This window comes from Paenibacillus sp. JJ-223, from assembly GCF_927798175.1.
Taxonomy (GTDB): domain Bacteria; phylum Bacillota; class Bacilli; order Paenibacillales; family Paenibacillaceae; genus Paenibacillus; species Paenibacillus hubeiensis.
Window position 1 is genome coordinate 161,356 of sequence record NZ_CAKMMP010000004.1, and the last position, 17,901, is coordinate 179,256.

Annotated in this window: 11 protein-coding genes; 5 read left to right on the plus strand and 6 right to left on the minus strand. The window is 54.3% G+C overall.

Features of this window, described 5'->3' with window-relative positions:
- Positions 1 to 127: 127 nt before the first annotated feature.
- Positions 128 to 6,892: a WIAG-tail domain gene (locus L6H98_RS09295; RefSeq protein ID WP_236414573.1), complete on the minus strand. Its 6,765-nt coding sequence runs from the start codon at positions 6,890 to 6,892 to the stop codon at positions 128 to 130.
- Between the two features lie 356 nt (positions 6,893 to 7,248).
- Here L6H98_RS09295 and L6H98_RS09300 point away from each other — a divergent pair, with 356 nt between their 5' ends.
- Both L6H98_RS09300 and asd read left to right on the plus strand, forming a co-directional pair.
- On the plus strand, positions 7,249 to 8,379 hold the full coding sequence (locus tag L6H98_RS09300; RefSeq protein ID WP_236414575.1) for a YheC/YheD family protein: 1,131 nt from the start codon (positions 7,249 to 7,251) through the stop codon (positions 8,377 to 8,379).
- 85 nt (positions 8,380 to 8,464) lie between these two features.
- Complete coding sequence (asd, locus tag L6H98_RS09305; RefSeq protein WP_236414578.1) at positions 8,465 to 9,259, plus strand: archaetidylserine decarboxylase; 795 nt, start codon at positions 8,465 to 8,467, stop codon at positions 9,257 to 9,259.
- 127 nt (positions 9,260 to 9,386) lie between these two features.
- Here asd and L6H98_RS09310 read toward each other — a convergent pair whose 3' ends face one another.
- Together L6H98_RS09310 and L6H98_RS09315 are read right to left on the minus strand one after the other, a co-directional pair.
- The gene (locus L6H98_RS09310) at positions 9,387 to 10,172 is read right to left on the minus strand and encodes an AraC family transcriptional regulator (RefSeq protein WP_236414579.1); all 786 of its coding nucleotides are present in this window, start codon (positions 10,170 to 10,172) and stop codon (positions 9,387 to 9,389) included.
- Positions 10,173 to 10,320: 148 nt separating this feature from the next.
- Positions 10,321 to 11,772: a PLP-dependent aminotransferase family protein gene (locus tag L6H98_RS09315; protein ID WP_236414580.1), complete on the minus strand. Its 1,452-nt coding sequence runs from the start codon at positions 11,770 to 11,772 to the stop codon at positions 10,321 to 10,323.
- A 146-nt stretch (positions 11,773 to 11,918) separates the two neighbouring features.
- Here L6H98_RS09315 and L6H98_RS09320 point away from each other — a divergent pair, with 146 nt between their 5' ends.
- From L6H98_RS09320 to L6H98_RS09330, 3 genes are all read left to right on the plus strand, one after another.
- Positions 11,919 to 12,536: a pyridoxamine 5'-phosphate oxidase family protein gene (locus L6H98_RS09320; protein ID WP_236414581.1), complete on the plus strand. Its 618-nt coding sequence runs from the start codon at positions 11,919 to 11,921 to the stop codon at positions 12,534 to 12,536.
- Between the two features lie 177 nt (positions 12,537 to 12,713).
- Positions 12,714 to 14,012, plus strand: coding sequence for an aminotransferase class I/II-fold pyridoxal phosphate-dependent enzyme (locus L6H98_RS09325; protein ID WP_236414582.1), 1,299 nt, complete (start codon positions 12,714 to 12,716; stop codon positions 14,010 to 14,012).
- A gap of 252 nt (positions 14,013 to 14,264) precedes the next feature.
- Positions 14,265 to 14,390, plus strand: a complete 126-nt coding sequence (locus L6H98_RS09330; protein ID WP_236414583.1) for a YjcZ family sporulation protein — start codon at positions 14,265 to 14,267, stop codon at positions 14,388 to 14,390.
- Positions 14,391 to 14,528: 138 nt separating this feature from the next.
- On the opposite strand, the gene L6H98_RS09335 is transcribed toward L6H98_RS09330, so the two are convergent.
- Genes L6H98_RS09335 through L6H98_RS09345 form a run of 3 tightly spaced genes read right to left on the minus strand, consistent with a single transcriptional unit; the run spans position 14,529 to position 17,893 of the window.
- Positions 14,529 to 15,746 carry an ABC transporter permease gene (locus tag L6H98_RS09335; RefSeq protein WP_236414584.1) on the minus strand — a complete coding sequence of 406 codons (1,218 nt, stop codon included), beginning with the start codon at positions 15,744 to 15,746 and terminating at the stop codon, positions 14,529 to 14,531.
- A gap of 2 nt (positions 15,747 to 15,748) precedes the next feature.
- Complete coding sequence (locus L6H98_RS09340) at positions 15,749 to 16,498, minus strand: ABC transporter ATP-binding protein (protein ID WP_236414585.1); 750 nt, start codon at positions 16,496 to 16,498, stop codon at positions 15,749 to 15,751.
- Positions 16,499 to 16,525: 27 nt separating this feature from the next.
- Positions 16,526 to 17,893, minus strand: coding sequence for a DEAD/DEAH box helicase (locus tag L6H98_RS09345; protein ID WP_236414586.1), 1,368 nt, complete (start codon positions 17,891 to 17,893; stop codon positions 16,526 to 16,528).
- Between the last annotated feature and the right edge of the window lie 8 nt (positions 17,894 to 17,901).

The window sequence follows — 17,901 nt, forward strand, 5'->3', positions numbered from 1 at the left end:
CCCCTTTATACTGACCTGGCCTTCCCTGGCGATTCTGACAGGACAATCTTTATACAGATAGTAAAAAAGGCGGCATTCCGGATTTTCCCGGATACCGCCTTTGCAGCATTAACGGCTGTTATCCCCGTTATAACGACGGACCGGCCGCGATCCATGACAACAGTCCGTACGTGTGCTTGCATCCTGCTGTACGTGTAACTTCCAACACTGCTTCGTCTTCGCTCTGGGACAAGAGCGATACCTGAAATCCCCGGTCATTGCACATCGCCACAATGACGTAGTGCTCCGATGCAAAAGCTTCTTCAAATATTACCGTCAGTTCGACCGAGGAATCTTCTTCAGGCAGGATGAAGGCTTCCATGCCGAACTGTTGAACGATCGGCTGGCGGCTGGAACTTCGCACCGGATGGAAAGATAAATGTTTTGGGGTTACGGCCCCTGCCTTCAGCTCCCGGCTACCCACCGCATCCTCGCACAGGTGATCCCCCCGAACGGAATTTTCACTGATCCGTTCTGCAGCTTCGAGGCTTTCCCTTACGTCGGCAGCCGGCTCCGGATTCGGTTGTACGTCCACCTGGTTCGAATCCTGAATCGGTTCGTCTTTTAGAGTAAATGCTGCTGCCTTTGCCGACTCTTGTTCTTCCTGCTGCTTGGCGGCAACCAATTGTTCCAACGTATCTCCGCTGAGTTGGCGAATCGCCTCCCAGACTTCCGCACTCAAATGCTCCGTCCCCACGATCCCCCCATTTAAGTGAAGGGAACTTATGCTTTGTTTGCCAAGTTTGCTGCCATCCACGCTGCCATTTGCCAGTTTTGGACCGGTAACCGATCCGTCTTGCAAGTTTAGCGTGCCGACCGCTTCTTCTTCCAAGTGCAAGCTGCCGATGCTGCCATCCAAAATGTGGTGCGATTGCACGGAACCGTCCGCCAGTTTGCTGCCGTCTACGCTGCCTGGGGCCAGCTTGGAAAGCGTGACCGCGCCATCTTGCAAGTTCAACGTTCCGACAGCTTCCTCTTCCAAATGAACACGACCAATGCTGCCATCGGAAATGTGATAGGAGAATACGGCGCCTTCGGCCAGTTTATTTTCATCAATGGAGCCATCTGCCAGTTGCTCCGAGCCGATGCTTCCCTTAACAAGTTTACTGCCATCAATGGATTCTGCCACGAGATGCTCCCAACCGACGGATCCAGCTGCGAGCTTGCTGCCTTGCACCGCACCGTTCGTCAAATGCACCGTATCGATGCTGCCTTCGGCCAGTTTGCTGCCATCCACGCTGCTTGGAGCCAGCTTGGAAAGCGTGACCGCGCCATCTTGCAAGTTCAACGTTCCGACAGCTTCCTCTTCCAAATGAACACGACCAATGCTGCCATCGGAAATGTGATAGGAGAATACGGCGCCTTCGGCCAGTTTGTTCTCATCAATGGAGCCATCTGCCAGTTGCTCCGATCCGATGCTTCCTGCGGCCAGGTTGCCGCTTCCCAGCACTTCTGCCGACAAATGCTCCAGGCCGATCGTTCCTGCTGCCAGCTTGCTGCCATCGATCGCACCTGACTTGAGATGCTCCGGACCCACAGATCCCGCTGCGAGCTTACTGCCTTGTACCGCACCGTCCGCCAAATGCACCGTGTCGATGCTGCCTTCAGACAGTTTGCTGCTTTCCAGCACTTCTGCCGACAAATGCTCCAGGCCGATCGTTCCTGCTGCCAGTTTGCTGCCATCCACGCTGCCATTGGCGAGTTTGGAGGCTGTCACTGCTCCGTCTTGCAGGTTCGCCGTACTGATCGCTTCTGCTTGCAAGTGCGCGCTGCTGATGCTGCCTTCAGACAGTTTGCTGCTTTCCAGCACTTCTGCCGACAAATGCTCCAAGCCGATCGTTCCTGCTGCCAGCTTGCTGCCATCCACGCTGCCATTGGCGAGTTTGGAGGCTGTCACTGCTCCGTCTTGCAAGTTCGCCGAACTGATCGCTTCTGTTTGCAAGTGCACGCTGCTGATGCTGCCTTCAGCCAATTTGCTGCCTTGTACCGCACCGTCCGCCAAATGCACCGTGTCGATGCTGCCTTCAGACAGTTTGTTGGTCTCCAGTACTTCTGCCGACAAATGCTCCAAGCCGATCGTTCCTGCTGCCAGCTTGCTGCCATCCACGCTGCCGTTGGCGAGCTTGGAAGCCGTCACTGCTCCATCTTGCAGATTCGCCGAACTGATCACTTCTGCTTGCAAGTGCGCGCTGCTGATGCTGTTCTCGGCCAGCTTGCTGCCATCCACGCTGCCATTGGCGAGTTTGGAGGCTGTCACTGCTCCATCTTGCAGATTCGCCGAACTAATCGCTTCTGTTTGCAAGTGCGCGCTGCTGATGCTGTTCTCGGCCAGCTTGCTGCCATCCACGCTGCCATTGGCGAGCTTGGAGGCTGTCACTGCTCCATCTTGCAGGTTCGCCGAACTAATCGCTTCTGTTTGCAAGTGCACGCTGCTGATGCTGCCTTCGGCCAGCTTGCTGCTCTCCAGCACTTCTGCCGACAAATGCTCCAGGCCGATCGTTCCTGCCGCCAGTTTGCTGCCTTGTACCGCCCCGTCCGCCAAATGCGCCGTTTCGATGCTGCCCTCGGCCAGTTTGCTGCCATCCACGCTGCCATTGGCGAGTTTGGAGGCTGTCACTGCTCCATCTTGCAAATTCGCCGTACTGATCGCTTCCGCTTGCAAGTGCGCGCTGCTGATGCTGCCTTCGGCCAGTTTGCTGCTTTCCAGCACTTCTGCCGACAGATGCTCCAAGCCGATCGTTCCCACCGCCAGCTTGCTGCCATCCACGCTGCCGTTGGCGAGCTTGGAGGCCGTCACTGCTCCATCTTGCAGATTCGCCGAACTAATCGCTTCTGTTTGCAAGTGCGCGCTGCTGATGCTGTCCTCGGCCAGTTTGCTGCCATCCACGCTGCCATTGGCGAGTTTGGAGGCTGTTACTGCTCCATCTTGCAGATTCGCCGTACTGATCGCTTCCGCTTGCAAGTGCGCGCTGCCGATACTGCCTTCAGCCAGTTTGCTGCCATGCACCGCCCCGTCCGCCAAATGCGCTGTGTTTATGCTGCCTTCAGCCAGTTTGCTGCTTTCCAGCACTTCTGCCGACAGATGCTCCAGACCGATCGTTCCCACCGCCAGCTTGCTGCCATCCACGCTGCCGTTGGCGAGCTTGGAGGCTGTTACTGCTCCATCTTGCAAGTTCGCCGTACTGATGGCTTCTGCTTGCAAGTGCGCGCTGCCGATGCTGCCTTCGGCCAGTTTGTTTTTCTCCAGCACTTCTGCCGACAAATGCTTCAGACTTATCGTTCCCGCCGCCAGTTTGCTGCCGTCGATCGCACCTGCCGCAAGATGCTCCGGACCCACGGATCCTGCTGCGAGCTTGCTGCCGTACACACTGCCCTTGGCGAGCTTGGAGGCCGTCACTGCTCCATCTTGCAAGTTCACCGAACTGATCGCTTCTGCTTGCAAGTGCACGCTGCGGATGCTTCCTTCAGCCAGTTTGTTGCTTTCCAGCACTTCTAACGACAGATGCTTCAGGCCTACCGTTCCCGCCGCCAGTTTGCTGCCATCCACGCTGCTGTCGGCAAGTTTGGAGGCCGTCACTGCTCCGTCTTGCAAGTTCACCGAACTGATCGCCTCTGCTTGCAAGTGTTCGCTGCCTACGCTTCCTTTGGCCAGTTTGCTGCCGTCGATCGCACCTGCCGCGAGATGATCCGAACCTACAGATCCTGCTGCGAGCTTGCTGCCATCAACCGCTCCGTCCACCAAATGCGCTGTTTCGATGCTGCCTTCGGCCGGTTTACTACCCTCCAACACTTCCGCCGACAAATGCTCCAGGCCGATCGTTCCCGCCGCCAGCTTGCTGCCATCCACGCTGCCCTTGGCAAGCTTGGAAGCCGTCACTGCTTCATCTTGCAAATTTGCCGAACTGATCGCTTCTGCTTGCAAGTGCACGCTGCCGATGCTTCCTTCAACAAGTTTGCTGCCGTCGATCGCACCTGCTGCGAGATGATCCAACCCCACGGATCCTGCTGCGAGCTTGCTGCCTTGCACCGCCCCGTCCGCCAAATGCACCGTGTCGATGCTGCCGTCGATCAGTTTGTGCCCATCCACGCTGCCATCGGCGAGTTTGGAGACCGTCACTGCTCCATCTTGCAAAGTCGTTGTACTAACCGATTCTTCTTCCAGATGGGCATTGCCGATGCTGCGCTCCAAAATGTGATGCGAGAGCACGGCGCCTTCCTCAATATGACGGGATTTCACTGCCCCTTGCTGCAGATGTACAGGACCTGTCGATTCCGCCTGCAAATGCAGGCTGCTGATTAGCCCAGGCTGCAAATGGACTCCCGATATCAACAGGGGTGCCAAGTGTTCTTCTTTGATCGATGAAGGCGCCAAATGCCGCGCCTTGATCTCATGGCTGGCAATGTGCTCGCCATTGATGCTTTCTACCTGCAAATGCTGTGGGCCAACAATCCGTTCGGCCAGATGATCCGAATCCACGCTGCCCGCGGCAAGATGGGCGGATTCCACTACCGAGGCCTGCAGATGTTCCTTCCCAACGGCGCCAGGCTGCAGCGCGGTGCCGGATACGGAGCCTGAAGCCAAATATTCCTCCCGAATCAGACCCGGTTGCAATTTATTGCTGGTGATGCTGCCATCGGCGAACAAATCAGGGGAACGAACCTCATCTGCCAAATGCTCCAAGGAAACCACATGCTGTTTCAAATGGTATCCGTGAATCGTACCTGTCGGAATATGTTTGGGCGCAATGCTCTCAGCCATTATTTTGGCAGAGTTCACACTGCCGTCCGCCAGTTTGGCCGACGTCACCGCCTGATCGGCAATTTTATCAGTGGACACACTTTCCGGAGACAGCTTTGGCGAAGTGACGGCATGGTCCGTCAAATGCGGAGGGAAAATCGAGCCATTTGCCACTTGTGCAGAAGCTACGCTGCCTGGTGCAAGCTTTTCTCCCGTCACGGCTCCTTTAGCCAGCGCCGACGTCTGCACGCTCCCCGGCTGCAGATGAGGGGCTCCTACAGCACGCTCGGTCAGATGCTCCGATTTTACCGTATACGGCCGTAACGCCTCTGAACTTACACTGCCTGGAGACAGGTGACTGCTCGTCACTCCGCCATTGGCAAGGTGTACTGTCGAAACGCTGCCTGGTGCCAGAACTTTGCCATTGACCGATGCCGGCCCCAGTTTGTCTGATGTCACGCTTCCTTCAGCGAGTTTTTTACCCGTGATCGCTCCGTCTTGGATTTGATCCGTTCCGACGGAGGCTTCGGACAGATGTTCGGTAGACACCGCATTCTCTGCCAATGCTGCACCCGAAACGCTGCCGTCTGCCAAATGCACAGCTTCCACGCTTCCTGAAGCGATATGAATGGAATGGATCGCGGCATTGTCGATGTGGACTGGCGTAATTCCCCGGTTGGCGATATGTTCGGCACGAATGGAAGCCTGGGCCAGATGTTTTCCCTGAATGACCTCGTCGGCGATTTTGGAGGAAACAATGCTTTGATCCGCGATTTTGGAGGCCGTCACCGCTTGTTCCAGAAGCTTTGCCGTTCCGATTGACTGATCCGCGATCTTTGAGCCGATGACGGCTCCTTCCGCCAAATGCTCGCTTTGCACTTCCCCTGGTCCAATTTGGTCCCGCCCCACCGCATAAGCACCAATCTGAATTTGGCTGATGGAACCGCTGGCCAAGTGTCTGCCGTTTAGCGCACCCGGTGCAATATGCCTCATTTCGATCGCGCCTTCTTCAATCTGCTTGCTGCCAACGCTTTCGTCCGCCAGTTGAGGTCTTCCCACCAAACCTTCGGCAAGATGACTTTGTTGAATAGCCCCTGTCTGAATGTGTGCCGACGTAATGGATTGTTCTTCGATCTTGCTGCCCGTTATCGCGCCTTCACGGATTTTGGACGTTGTAACCGCATCGTCGGCAAGCTTCGAGGTATGCACGGCCCCTCCGACCAAGTGACGGGTATCAATGCTGCTAACAGCAATCTTTTCTCCGGTGATGGCCTGATTTTTAATCAGATCCTCGGTAATGACCATGTGATTAAAATGCCTTGCACTGATTGATCCGTCCGCGATTTTGGAGGCATCGATGACCTGATTGCCGAGCTTCTGCGACGTGATGCTACCATCCCTGATTTTATCCCCCGAAATCGAGGCGTTTCGGATTTTGTGGCCCGATACGGAACCATCAATCAAATGCTCCTCCGACACGGAATTTTCGGCAAGCTTGGCGGACAGGATCGCTCCGTCAGCGATATGGATGCTCGTTACGGCATAGTCCTGAAGAGCCTCGCTTCCAACGGCACCCGGCTTCAGTTTGCTTGCATCCACGGACAGCGGGGCCAACCGGCTCTCCGTAACCGCATGCTCGCTTAAGTCATCGGTGTAAATATAATGTCCGACTTGGCCGGGCATCTGGTTTTGCCTCAACTGTTTGAGCCTTTCTCCGGCAGTGAGTCCTTCCTGCTTGTTGTCTTCTACTTCCGCGGACCATTGGGCTACGCTGCTGACTTTCATCTGATCCTTCTCGAGAGCAGTTGCCTGCGCAGCTTCCGTAACCGCAGTTTCCGGCGGCGGTTGAACGACTTCAACATGAATTTCGGGCTGCTGCGCATTTCCAGATGGTTCATCGGTTTCCGGCAATGCGGGATCGGATGGCTGTAGAGGTCCGTCCGGCTCCTTCGATGACGGAACATGGGCATTCAAACGATCATCCTTCTCGAGAGCAAAGCTTGAACGAACCGGACTCGGACTAGTGCGGCGTTCCGTCAGCTCCAGCTCCCTAAATGTGGGGCTCAGATGACGAAGTTTCGGCGTCTGGGCCTTTTTTCTCCCTTTTTTACTCATGCAGCTTGCTCCTTCCTCTAACCTTCGTCTCCGCCATCATATGCGCTGATTTGGGCATATGCCACTATCTTTGGAGACATTGGCGCAGAAAGGAGCAGCCTCTGCACGAGAAAGAGCAAACAACCTGTCCCGTATGAAATAGGCTGTCCCCCTCCATGCCGGTCAGGCGGGTGTCCAAGCATCGGTCCGGCGGCGTCATACGATATCTATATACACCGTTGGCACACACCCAAGAAACATGACTGCTGCATGTAAGCATTGCCAAAAAATAAACGTGATTCAATCTGCATTCGTTCGCCAACATATCGGCTTCGTAAGTAATACTTCTCGCATTTACTCGAAAGGGGGAATAATCAATGCCGCAAGAACTGATCGGCATTTTGCTCGATACACGGATGTACCGCGGCATACCGAATGGCAAAACCGGCCAAGAATCACTCGTCAATTATGAGATGGCAGCGGCACTCTACAATTTGGTGCCCTGTTTCCTGCGGCTGGAGGATATCCATCCCGAAAGCAAAACCTGCTTGGCCTATATCCGCATAGGGGAAACTTATGTCCGGAGGCGGATACCCCTTCCTGCGGTCATTCATAATCGCGCTTTCCAGCTGCGCCGGATGGAACAGCACAAAATTGCCCAGTTGCTGCTGCAAGGCATCCAGATTTACAACGTCCGCAACCGTTATCGCAAAGACTACATCCATGACATGTTGTTTCAAAATCCGGTTTTGCGTGAACATCTGCCTCATGCGCAAAGGGCCACGCAGCAATCTTTGGCTCATATGATGGACCAATTCGACGATCTCATTATCAAACCGTGCAGCGGAAGCATCGGCCATGGAATCATGCGTTTGTTCAAAAAAGAAGGGCAATGGCATTTAACCTGTCAATCCAAGGCTTCACGAAAGGGATGGGCTACCTTCCGCCTGCACAAGGGCCAGCTGCCATCGGCTGCGCTTCGGCGAATATTCCGCCATGCCTATTTGATTGAGGAACGAATTCCACTGCTGCGTTACAAGGGAAGGCCCGTCGACCTGCGTATATCCGTGCAGCGCGGAAAAGACGGTTTGTGGCAAGTGACCGGCATGTTTGCCAAAGCCGCTCCTGCGCATACCTTTGTCACCAACATCGCGCAAGGCGGAAAAGTCATGAAGCTCGGAGACGTGCTGGACAGCGATTCAACCACTCTGGCCCGCGCCGAGCTCGAAGACTCGATTTGTTCCATTGCGCTCCAGGTGGCCTACACCCTTTCGGCGAACCTGCCGCATTTGGCCGACCTTGGATTGGACATGGGCGTGACTGAACAGGGAAGGATCTATTTTATCGAATGCAACGGAAGAGACCAACGATACGGCTTTCGCAAAGCCGGGATGAATGAACACTGGATGGCCAGTTATCGGGAACCGATGGCCTACGGCCGTCTGCTGCTTGAACAAAACACCCGCATTTCCCGCCAAACCCAAACGTATCATAGGGGCCTGTATTGATTTCGCTTGCATTCTGTGTCAATATTATGCAGAATGGTTGGCCATTGCCGATCCTGATGTTTTGCATTAATTAAGGGGGATATTCATGGCAAAAACGCTGTTACGGTTAATGACCGAGCTTTCTTCTCGCAAATGGATCTCTCAAACCGTAGGGGGATTTTCCAAGAGCAGGATAAGCAAGGCCTTTATCCCTTATTTTGTTCGAACATACGACATCCCTTTGCATGAAGCCGAAATGGACTGGAAGGACTATCGTTCACTGAATGATTTCTTCACGCGGAAATTAAAGCCTGGCATGCGCCCGCTTGATCTTTCGGAGCATGCTCTGATCAGTCCGGTCGATGCCAAAATCACGGCCTCCGGACCCATCTCTTCGGGCACGCTCCTTAACGTGAAGGGACAAAATTATACACTTGCCGAGCTGTTGAACCATTCTCCCCACCAGGAGAAGTACAAACATGGTTATGCCTTTGTCCTTTACCTCAGCCCTCGCGACTATCACCGCATTCATGCACCCGTAAGCGGCCACAAAATCGAGACGGAGCACGTTAAAGGCAAGGTTTACCCCGTGAACGATTTCGGACTCACCCATATGCGAGCGGTGTTAAGCCGGAATGAACGGCTGATTACCTACATTGCTCACGATTTTGGCGAAGTGGCCGTCGTCAAGGTCGGCGCCATGAACGTAAGCAGCATCCAATACGCCGATGAAACAACAAGTGCCTGGGCACAAGGCGATGATTTGGCTTATTTCGAGTTCGGTTCAACCGTCGTCCTGTTAACGCAAAGTGGGACATTTGAACCTCGAACGGACTTGCAGCCTGGAGATACCGTCAAAATGGGAACACTTCTTGGACGGTTTAAACGGGTCAATCCATAACGACTGAACGCAGGCAAAAAAGGCACAGCCCCTGAACCAGGTACTGTGCCTTTTTTGGTTTGATCGGAAAACCCGTCCGCCGCATTTCTCCCATTACGTGGTGTTGAGATTGTAAACTGTCATTAACTTAACGGATCTCGGATGGGCTTTTGCCGGTGTATTGCTTGAATTGACGACTGAAGAAAAAAATGTCGCGATACCCGAGCGCATCGGCCACCTCGGTAACGTTCATGCCTGTATGCACGAGCAGATGCTCGGCACGCTCAATGCGCATGCGGATAATGTACGATTGCACGGAGGAACCGACAAGTTCCTTGAATTTGATGGAAAAATATCGCGGGGATAATCCCGCACGAGCTGCCAGATCCTCCACGCGATGGGTTATTCCGGGATGCTGCCGGACATAATTGGCGACTTCCTGGATCACATCGGAGAGCTGGTTGCTTACTTTCCGTTCGGCAGGCGGTTCCGTATCGGCCCGCAGCAGATGAATCATAAGCTGTTTCAGAATCAGCTTGCTCTCCTCTTCCCGTCCGTACACATCGGACAAAAACAGCCTCACATACCGGGCAAGCAGATGCTCAAACTCCACCGTCTCCTGTACCGTACGGTAGGGCTGCGGAGTTTCCGTAACATGCCCCTCCACATCAAAATGAATGTACGTGAGCACAAGCGGCTTTTGCCGATTATGAGTCGCACTGGTATGGTCTCCCGGCCGAAACAGGAAACAACTGCCCTTGCCCACCTCATACGGCTGATCATTGAGGACAACCGTACCTTCACCGCTCCATACATAAAACAAATCGTAATTCTGCATCGGTTTTTCCCGCTTCTGCCACTTCCAGCCCGGCTCGCAGACAATTTTGGCGACTGCGGGCAAAATAACAAAAGATGACGGCGATGCCTGCAGCATGTCGCCACTCCCCCTTGAATGTTGATCTCTCTTCATGCGTGCCATACTGTTCGTCCAACATAAAACGACGCACGGCACGCTCATCTATGGATGTCAGCTCCCTCCAGAGCATAAAACCATACAACCTTATCCTATTATACAGCGGAATTCACCGAAACGAAAATATGCACTTCTCCCACGCACGCCGCATGATGGCGATGCCTTCGGCCAATGCCTTCTCGTCGAGATGAGCAAATCCAAAGCAAACGGCAGAAGAGAACGGCTTCAAGTGATACCGGGCCGCATCACGAAATCGAACGCCTTCCTGCGCAGCCAACCGTTTGAACCGTTCAAAGGATTCGGAACTGCCGTTCCATGTCGCATAAACGTGCAAGCCTGCATCTCCCGGCTGCACCGTAAAAGCTTCCGGCAGCTGCCGCTCCAGCTCGTTCACGAAAAAATCATGCCGCTCCCCGTACAGGCGCGTCAACCTTCTCACATGCCGCAAATAACACCCCCGGGCCATGAATCGGGCCAATGCACGCTGCTCCAGCAATGCGGGGGAAACAGGTTCAAACAACGTTTTTGCCGCCAAAACCGGGCCTACGAGGCTTTGCGGCAAAACGGCATACCCCAGCCGAACCGCCGCCGGCATCGTCTGCGAGAACGAGCCGATATAGATCACTCGCTGTTCGCGATCAAGTACTTTGAGCGGTTCAATCGGCCTGCCTCCCCACCGGAATTCGCTGTCATAGTCATCCTCAATAATGACGGCATTCCGCTCCGAAGCCCAGGTTAGCAGTTTTTTCCGACGCTCCAGGCCCAGCACCGCCCCTGTAGGATATTGTCTGGTCGGCGTAACGAACAACACGCCTGCTTCCCACGCTTGCGGAATGATTCCGCCCGCATCCACGGGAGCCGGCAGGAGACGGCCGCCTCCCGCCTTTACAGCTTGGGCAATGCCCGGATAACCTGGATTTTCCAGCACAACGGAGTCTCCTTCGGAAACGAGCAGCTGGGTCAGCAGCGTTATTCCCTGCATCGACCCGCTGAACAGCACAATCTGCGAAGGATCGGCGTGTATTCCTCTCGTCCATCTCACATGCGAGGCGATGGCCTCACGCAGTTCCAGATCCCCTGCCACGCTGCTCTGCCTCCTCCAATCACTGCGCTGGGCAGCGGCAAGCGCACTTCTCCACTCGGCTTGCGGAAAATGCTCGGCAGGCATGCGCTGCATGTTGAAATCGATGACGGGCTGGCGGACGGCGTCGATGGGCACGTCCCCGTTCACCATATGAAGGTTGGCTACCCTCTTCCCCCAAGGGGACAAGCTGATCTTGGCCTCGCGCCCAGTATACTCCTTTTCCGTCAGCGTGTCTGAAACATATGTCCCTTTCCCACGGTAGGCGCGCACGTATCCGTCTGCAAGCAGCATGTCGTACACCTGGGCAACGGATCCGCGCGAAAGATTGTATTGGCGGGCCAGATCTCGCGTCGACGGCAGCCTCGTTCCGCTTGCGAGCGTTCCCGCATGGATGGCATCGCGGAGCGCGTGATACAATGCGGCATATTTGAAACGGTGCTGGCGTTCATAGCTTTCCATGGGGAGCCAAAACTCCATAACAACCATCACCTCCACGTTACCCGATTCAAATTGGCCTATAAAAATGAATGTAAATTGGATCTATTTTATTGTCAATATAGCTTATATCTTAGAAGTACGCTCTACGACGATTCAGGCCATACCAACCAAGGGGGATCTTGCAGATGAGAAGAAAAGAATTCAGCGTAAGTGAAGAACAGGAAATCGAAGCATTTTTGAACGAGGCTTCATTTGGTTTTCTGGGAACGATTGGCACGGACGGCTCACCTCGGGTAACGCCGCTGAACTTTGTTTATATGGAGGGATGCTTCTATTTCCATGGCAGTCTGGCCGGAGAGAAGATGAAACAGATCAAACAGGATTCCTCCGTCAGCTTTACGGTCGCCGAGGAGTTTTCCTTGATTCCTTCCTACTTCAGCGATCCCGAGCTCGCTTGCCCGGCAACCTCGTTTTTTAAAAGCGTCATGGCTTTCGGACAAGCCGAGGTCGTCGCCGACCTGCACACCAAAGGGAAGGCGCTGCAACGATTCATGGAAAAGCTTCAACCGCAGGGCGGTTACGTTCCCATCGATGCGAATGATTCCCGTTATGCAGGCCGCCTCAAAGCGGTCGCGGTGGTCCGCATCGTTCCCGAACGCCTCAGCGCCAAATTCAAATTCGGGCAAAACCTGGCGGCAGACCGGTTCGAGCACATTAACGGCGAACTGCAGCGCCGAGACGAAGGCCGGGATGCCGAAACCGCCGAAATGATGCGAAAGTACTGTCCTTTTCACCAGAAGTGACCGTTCATTGTATGTGAAAACAGGGAGCGCTTTTTCGTCTTTCCAAGCCAATTCTCCTCCTGCAACAACGCGGTGAAGTGTAATAACTGTCATTATGCGTAATTTCCGTGACGGGTTGCATGCAAGGTGATATAATGTTAGGCAGTTGAATCCCAAAGACTTGGAAGGATGAAAATAATGAATCCACTGGCTGAACAGTTGAACGAAAGTATTCAGGCAGGCAGCAGTCACGTCTACTCCATGCTGTCGCAGCTCGGAAAGGAAATCTATTTCCCGAAAGAAGGCATTCTGAGTCAGTCTGCCGAAGCGGCAAGCCTGGCCAAAACCTATAACGCAACGATTGGTATTGCCCTTGAAGGCGGCGTACCGATGCATCTTCCTGTCATTCAGGAGAAGCTCTCCGCATATGAACCCAAGGATCTGTATCCTTACGCTCCGCCTGCGGGCAAGCCTGAGCTGCGGAAAGTTTGGAGAGAGAAGTTGCTGAAGGAAACGCCTTCCCTGGAAGGCAAAAGCTTCGGCAATCCGATTGTAACCAATGCATTGACGCACGGACTCAGCATCGTAGCCGACCTGTTTGCCGATGAAGGGGACGCTGTGATTTATCCGGATAAAAACTGGGAAAATTATGAGCTGACCTTCGGAATTCGCCGTCACAGCCAGTTGGTTCATTATCCCCTGTTTAACGAAGACTTGACGTTCAACAGCGAAGGTCTGCTGAATGCACTTCTTGCACAGAAAGACAAGGGCAAAGCCATCGTGCTGCTTAACTTCCCGAACAATCCGACAGGTTACACGCCGGGTGCCGAAGAAGCAGACCTGATCGTGGATACGATTCGCCAGGCTGCGGAAGCAGGCGTCGATGTGGTTGCTGTTACGGATGATGCCTACTATGGCTTGTTCTTCGAAGATTCCATTCACGAGTCGTTGTTCGGTAAGCTGGCCGGCATTCACCCGCGCGTCCTTGCTGTCAAGATCGACGGCGCGACCAAGGAAGAATTCGTATGGGGCTTCCGCGTCGGTTTCATCACGTATGCCCACGAGGACGCCGGCGTTCTGAATGCGCTGGAGCAGAAGACGCTGGGCATTATCCGTGCCACGATTTCCAGCGGTCCGCATCCGTCTCAAACCTTTGTGCTGGATGCACTCAAGGCAGAAGGGTTCGAAGCCCAAAAACGGGAGAAGTTCGAAATTATGAAAGGCCGTGCCAACAAAGTAAAGGAACTGCTTGACAGCGGCAAATACGGCGATGCACTGCAATATTATCCGTTCAACTCCGGTTATTTCATGTGCCTGAAGCTTAAAGATGTCAGTGCGGAAGCACTCCGCAACCATCTGCTGCAGCAATACGGCGTAGGTACCATCGCATTGGGAGAAACGGATTTGCGCGTAGCCTTCTCCTGCATCGAGGAGTCCTCGCTTGAGGATCTGTTTGATACCATTCATCGCAGCGTTCTGGAACTGCAAGCCAATTAAATATAGGATAAAACGCCTATTCCATAAAAACGGAGACGGGGCTGCATTGCTCTCCTCATTCCGAACACCTCTCTTGAAACATGTCCGCATGCGACAAGGGAGGTGTTCTTGCGTTTACGGAAGTGCAATCCGGCGCCCAAACCTCCTTTTTCCTTTGGAAACGGGGCACTTGCCCAATCAACTTATACCCACGGCTCATAATATACGGTGTACGCAAAGGCGTGCCAACAACGAACCGAAAGGGGAATGACCATGTCTGGCGTTGAAGAAACAAGAGGCGGTTACGGATACTGTGGCGGTGGATTCACAAGTACAGGTGCTATTCTTGTACTGTTCATCCTGCTTGTGATCATTACGAAATCGTTCCTCTGTTGTTAGTACCATAACTCCGGCGCGGTATAAACGCTTCGGCCCGAACTAACGCAAAAACGGTTGACCCGGAACTTCCCCTGGATCAACCGTTTCTTCAACTCTAAGGACTGTCGCAAATGCCGTTAACCAAATAGCGAATGAGCTCTATATGTCCTCTTCTTCCTTCAACCATTTGTTTCTTTGGGATCTTCTCATCAGGTACGCAACCGCAACGCCAAGGACCAATGCTGCCCCGATGATCCCCAAACCGTCCATTCCCGCGGTGAGCATCGGCAGCCATAGCAGGAGTGCGAAACCCGCATGGAGGTGAAAAATAAAACCAAGCACCTGGGAACGACGGCTTTCTTCGGTAATCGGATAAATCATGATCCAGAACGATTCGGCATGGGCACGGCGCAACGACCCCAGCTGGACCCCGGCGATCAGCAGGAAGAACAAATACACGCCGAGGCCAAAGTAAGTGCCTGCCGTCCACCACGTCAATAACATGCCCAGCAAAATCAGACGCACCACGATCGGAAATACTTCGGTCCGAATAAACGTTTTGGTGATCAAATACCGGTAAGCCTTCTCGGGTTTCCAAGGCAAGCCGCTTCCCCACTTGCTCAACCAGCGGCGTGCGCTGACCTTCTGCCCTGAAGATGGGACATCCACAAACCATCCCAGCGTTTGCATGACTCTCGCGCTTTGGGATTGCTCCACTCGAATCAGGCGTTCCCAGGCTACCCGATGTTTATGCGGAATTCGCAATGCCACGAGGTAAAGCACGGCAAGCAGCAATTCGAACCAGATGCTTCGCTGCGGCGGATGCCACAACCAGGCGGCCACCGCCAGAATGACCACAGCCCAGCGCAGCAGCCGGTACCCTCGGGCTGCGCCGTATTGGACCATGCGGAGCTCCTGCCAAGCTCCATAGCTGGACACTCCTTTCCATGCGAGCAGCAGCAGCAAAAACCACCCGAACGGACGCGCATCCGCGTCGGCGCGCACATAGAGCGGCCATAACGTCACGTAAACGATCAGTAGTCCGATACACTTATAGATCACGCCGCGCGAGAAACTGTTTTTCAAATACTCTTGCATCCGATGCTCCTGCGGCCTGAGAAAAACGATGTCTGCCGGCTGTAAATACGTACGATATCCCGCAAAAATGGCCAGCGGGGCAAGCAAAAGCAACGCGACCCAGCGAATTGGAAAACCTGCAGGAATATGTTGTACGAAAGAGGTATACCAGGCGGAAAATGCAATGACCACAAACAGAAAGACCATGGCAACGCCGCTCTGGATCACGTAACCTATGTACGGAACGATGTTGTTCCAGAACCCTGTGCGTCTTTGCTTCCAAAGCTGTTTCAGATCCATGCCTAATCCCTGCCTTGCACGAGCGAATAGAACATTTGCTCCAGCGTGGCATCCGGCTGCCCGGACTGGTTCCGAAGCTCGCCCAGCGTGCCTTGGGCAATGACATGCCCGCGATGCAGCACCACGAAACGATCGCAGTAATTCTCGATGGTCGACAAAATGTGGGAACTCAGCAAAATGGATGATCCGGCCGCTTTCATCTCAAGCATGAAATCCAGCAGGGAACGTATCCCTAGCGGATCAAGCCCGAGGAAGGGTTCGTCAATGATATAGAGCGGCGGCCCGGCCACGAACGCACACATGATCATCACCTTCTGCCGCATGCCTTTGGACAGATGCGTGGACAAGCTGGCGCTCTTTTCGCGCATGCGGAACAAGTCCAGCAGCTTCTCCGTACGCTGCTTGAAATCGGCTTCCGATACGCCATAAGCCCGTGCCGTGAATTCCAAATGCTCCATGACGGTCATCTCATCATATAACTCCGGCGACTCGGGGACAAAAGCCATCGCAGACTGATAGATTTGCGCATCCTCTTCCCGCGTCTTGCCCATCACCCGCACATCGCCCTGCTGCGGGCTCATCAAACCCAAAATATGCTTCATGGTTGTGCTCTTGCCCGCGCCGTTCAGGCCAATCAGTCCAACCATCTCTCCGCGTCCGACCTGAAGGTCGATGCCATGCAATACAGGGCGCTTGGCACTGTAACCTCCGCTCAGGCCGCTGATTTGCAACACAGGTTCAGTGTTATTCATGCATCCATGCACCTCTTTCGTCAGCGATTATTGTTCGGAACGAGGCTTGTTCTCCTTGCTCCATTTCGGCGCTCCTTTGTTTTTTCGATCCTGTTCGCGCTCGGATCTGCCGCCGGCGGCTTTGCTGCCTCCGCGCTGGTTGGATATCGCTGCCCGCGCTCCGCTGCCACGGCTCGCCTGACCAGGTTTGCGCCCCTTGGAAAGGCCGGCAGCCCCTGCTGCTCCACGTTCGCCGCCTGAGCGTGCATCGGTATGCTTGTCGGATTCGATGACCTTGCCGCCGTATAGTGCACGTTCCTTGATGTCGATACCCAGTTCACGCGCAAATTTGCGCATGATAAACACCTGTTTCTCGTCCACGATCGACAGCACGATCCCGCTGCGTCCCATTCGCCCCGTTCGGCCCGCACGGTGGACATAATGTTCCGAATCGAAGGCCGGGTCATAGTTGATGACCATAGGCAAGCCTTCGATGTCCAGTCCTCTGGCCGCCACTTCGCTGGCGATCAGCAATTTGATTTTTCCGTTGCGGAAGCTGGACAGCACGTTGCTGCGCGTCACTTTGTCGGCATCCCCGTACAATGCGGCGGCGGACAAGCCGAGATGGTTCATTTTCGCTTCAACCTCGCCAATGTCCTCGGTTGCGTTGACAAAAACGATGGCCCGATCCGGATTATATTGTCTTACCAGACGACGCAGCAGGTCGATTTTATCCCGTTCCTCCCCGACGAAGTAATAATGCTCCAATCCTGAAGCCGTAGCTTGGTCCGGCGCAATCCCGATATGCACCGGTTCCTTCATTTCACGTTTGGCCAGCGCCGACGTATGTTCGTCCATCGTGGCCGACAGGAAGACGAGTTGACGATCCCGCAGCGCGCTTCGCAGAATGAAATCCACGTCGCTGGCTCCGCCAAGCTGGAACACCTGATCCGCTTCATCGATCACGATCGTCGATACGTTGTGCATTTTCAGCTTTTTCATCGTAATCAATTCCTTGAGCCGTCCTGGCGTACCTACGACCAATTCCGGGTGTTCACGCAATTTCTCTACCTGACGTTTAACCGCTGCGCCTCCGATGAGTCCCAGCACGCCAATGCCGCGACCTTCTCCATACCGTTGTCCCTCCCGCACGATTTGCATGGCGAGCTCTTGAGTCGGGGCGATGACCAGCTTCTGCGTTCCTTTCACGTCGCTTTTGACCGTTTGCAGCAGCGGCAGCAGATATGCCAGCGTTTTGCCTGTTCCCGTTTGGGATTTGGCCACTACGTCGCGCCCTTCCAGCATGACCGGGATCGTCTGAGCCTGCACGGGGGAAGGCTGTGTAATGTCATGGCTGGCCAGTACCGCTTCCAGGTCCTGATCCACGCCAATTGAAGCAAATGTTTCATTCGTCATGATTGTCC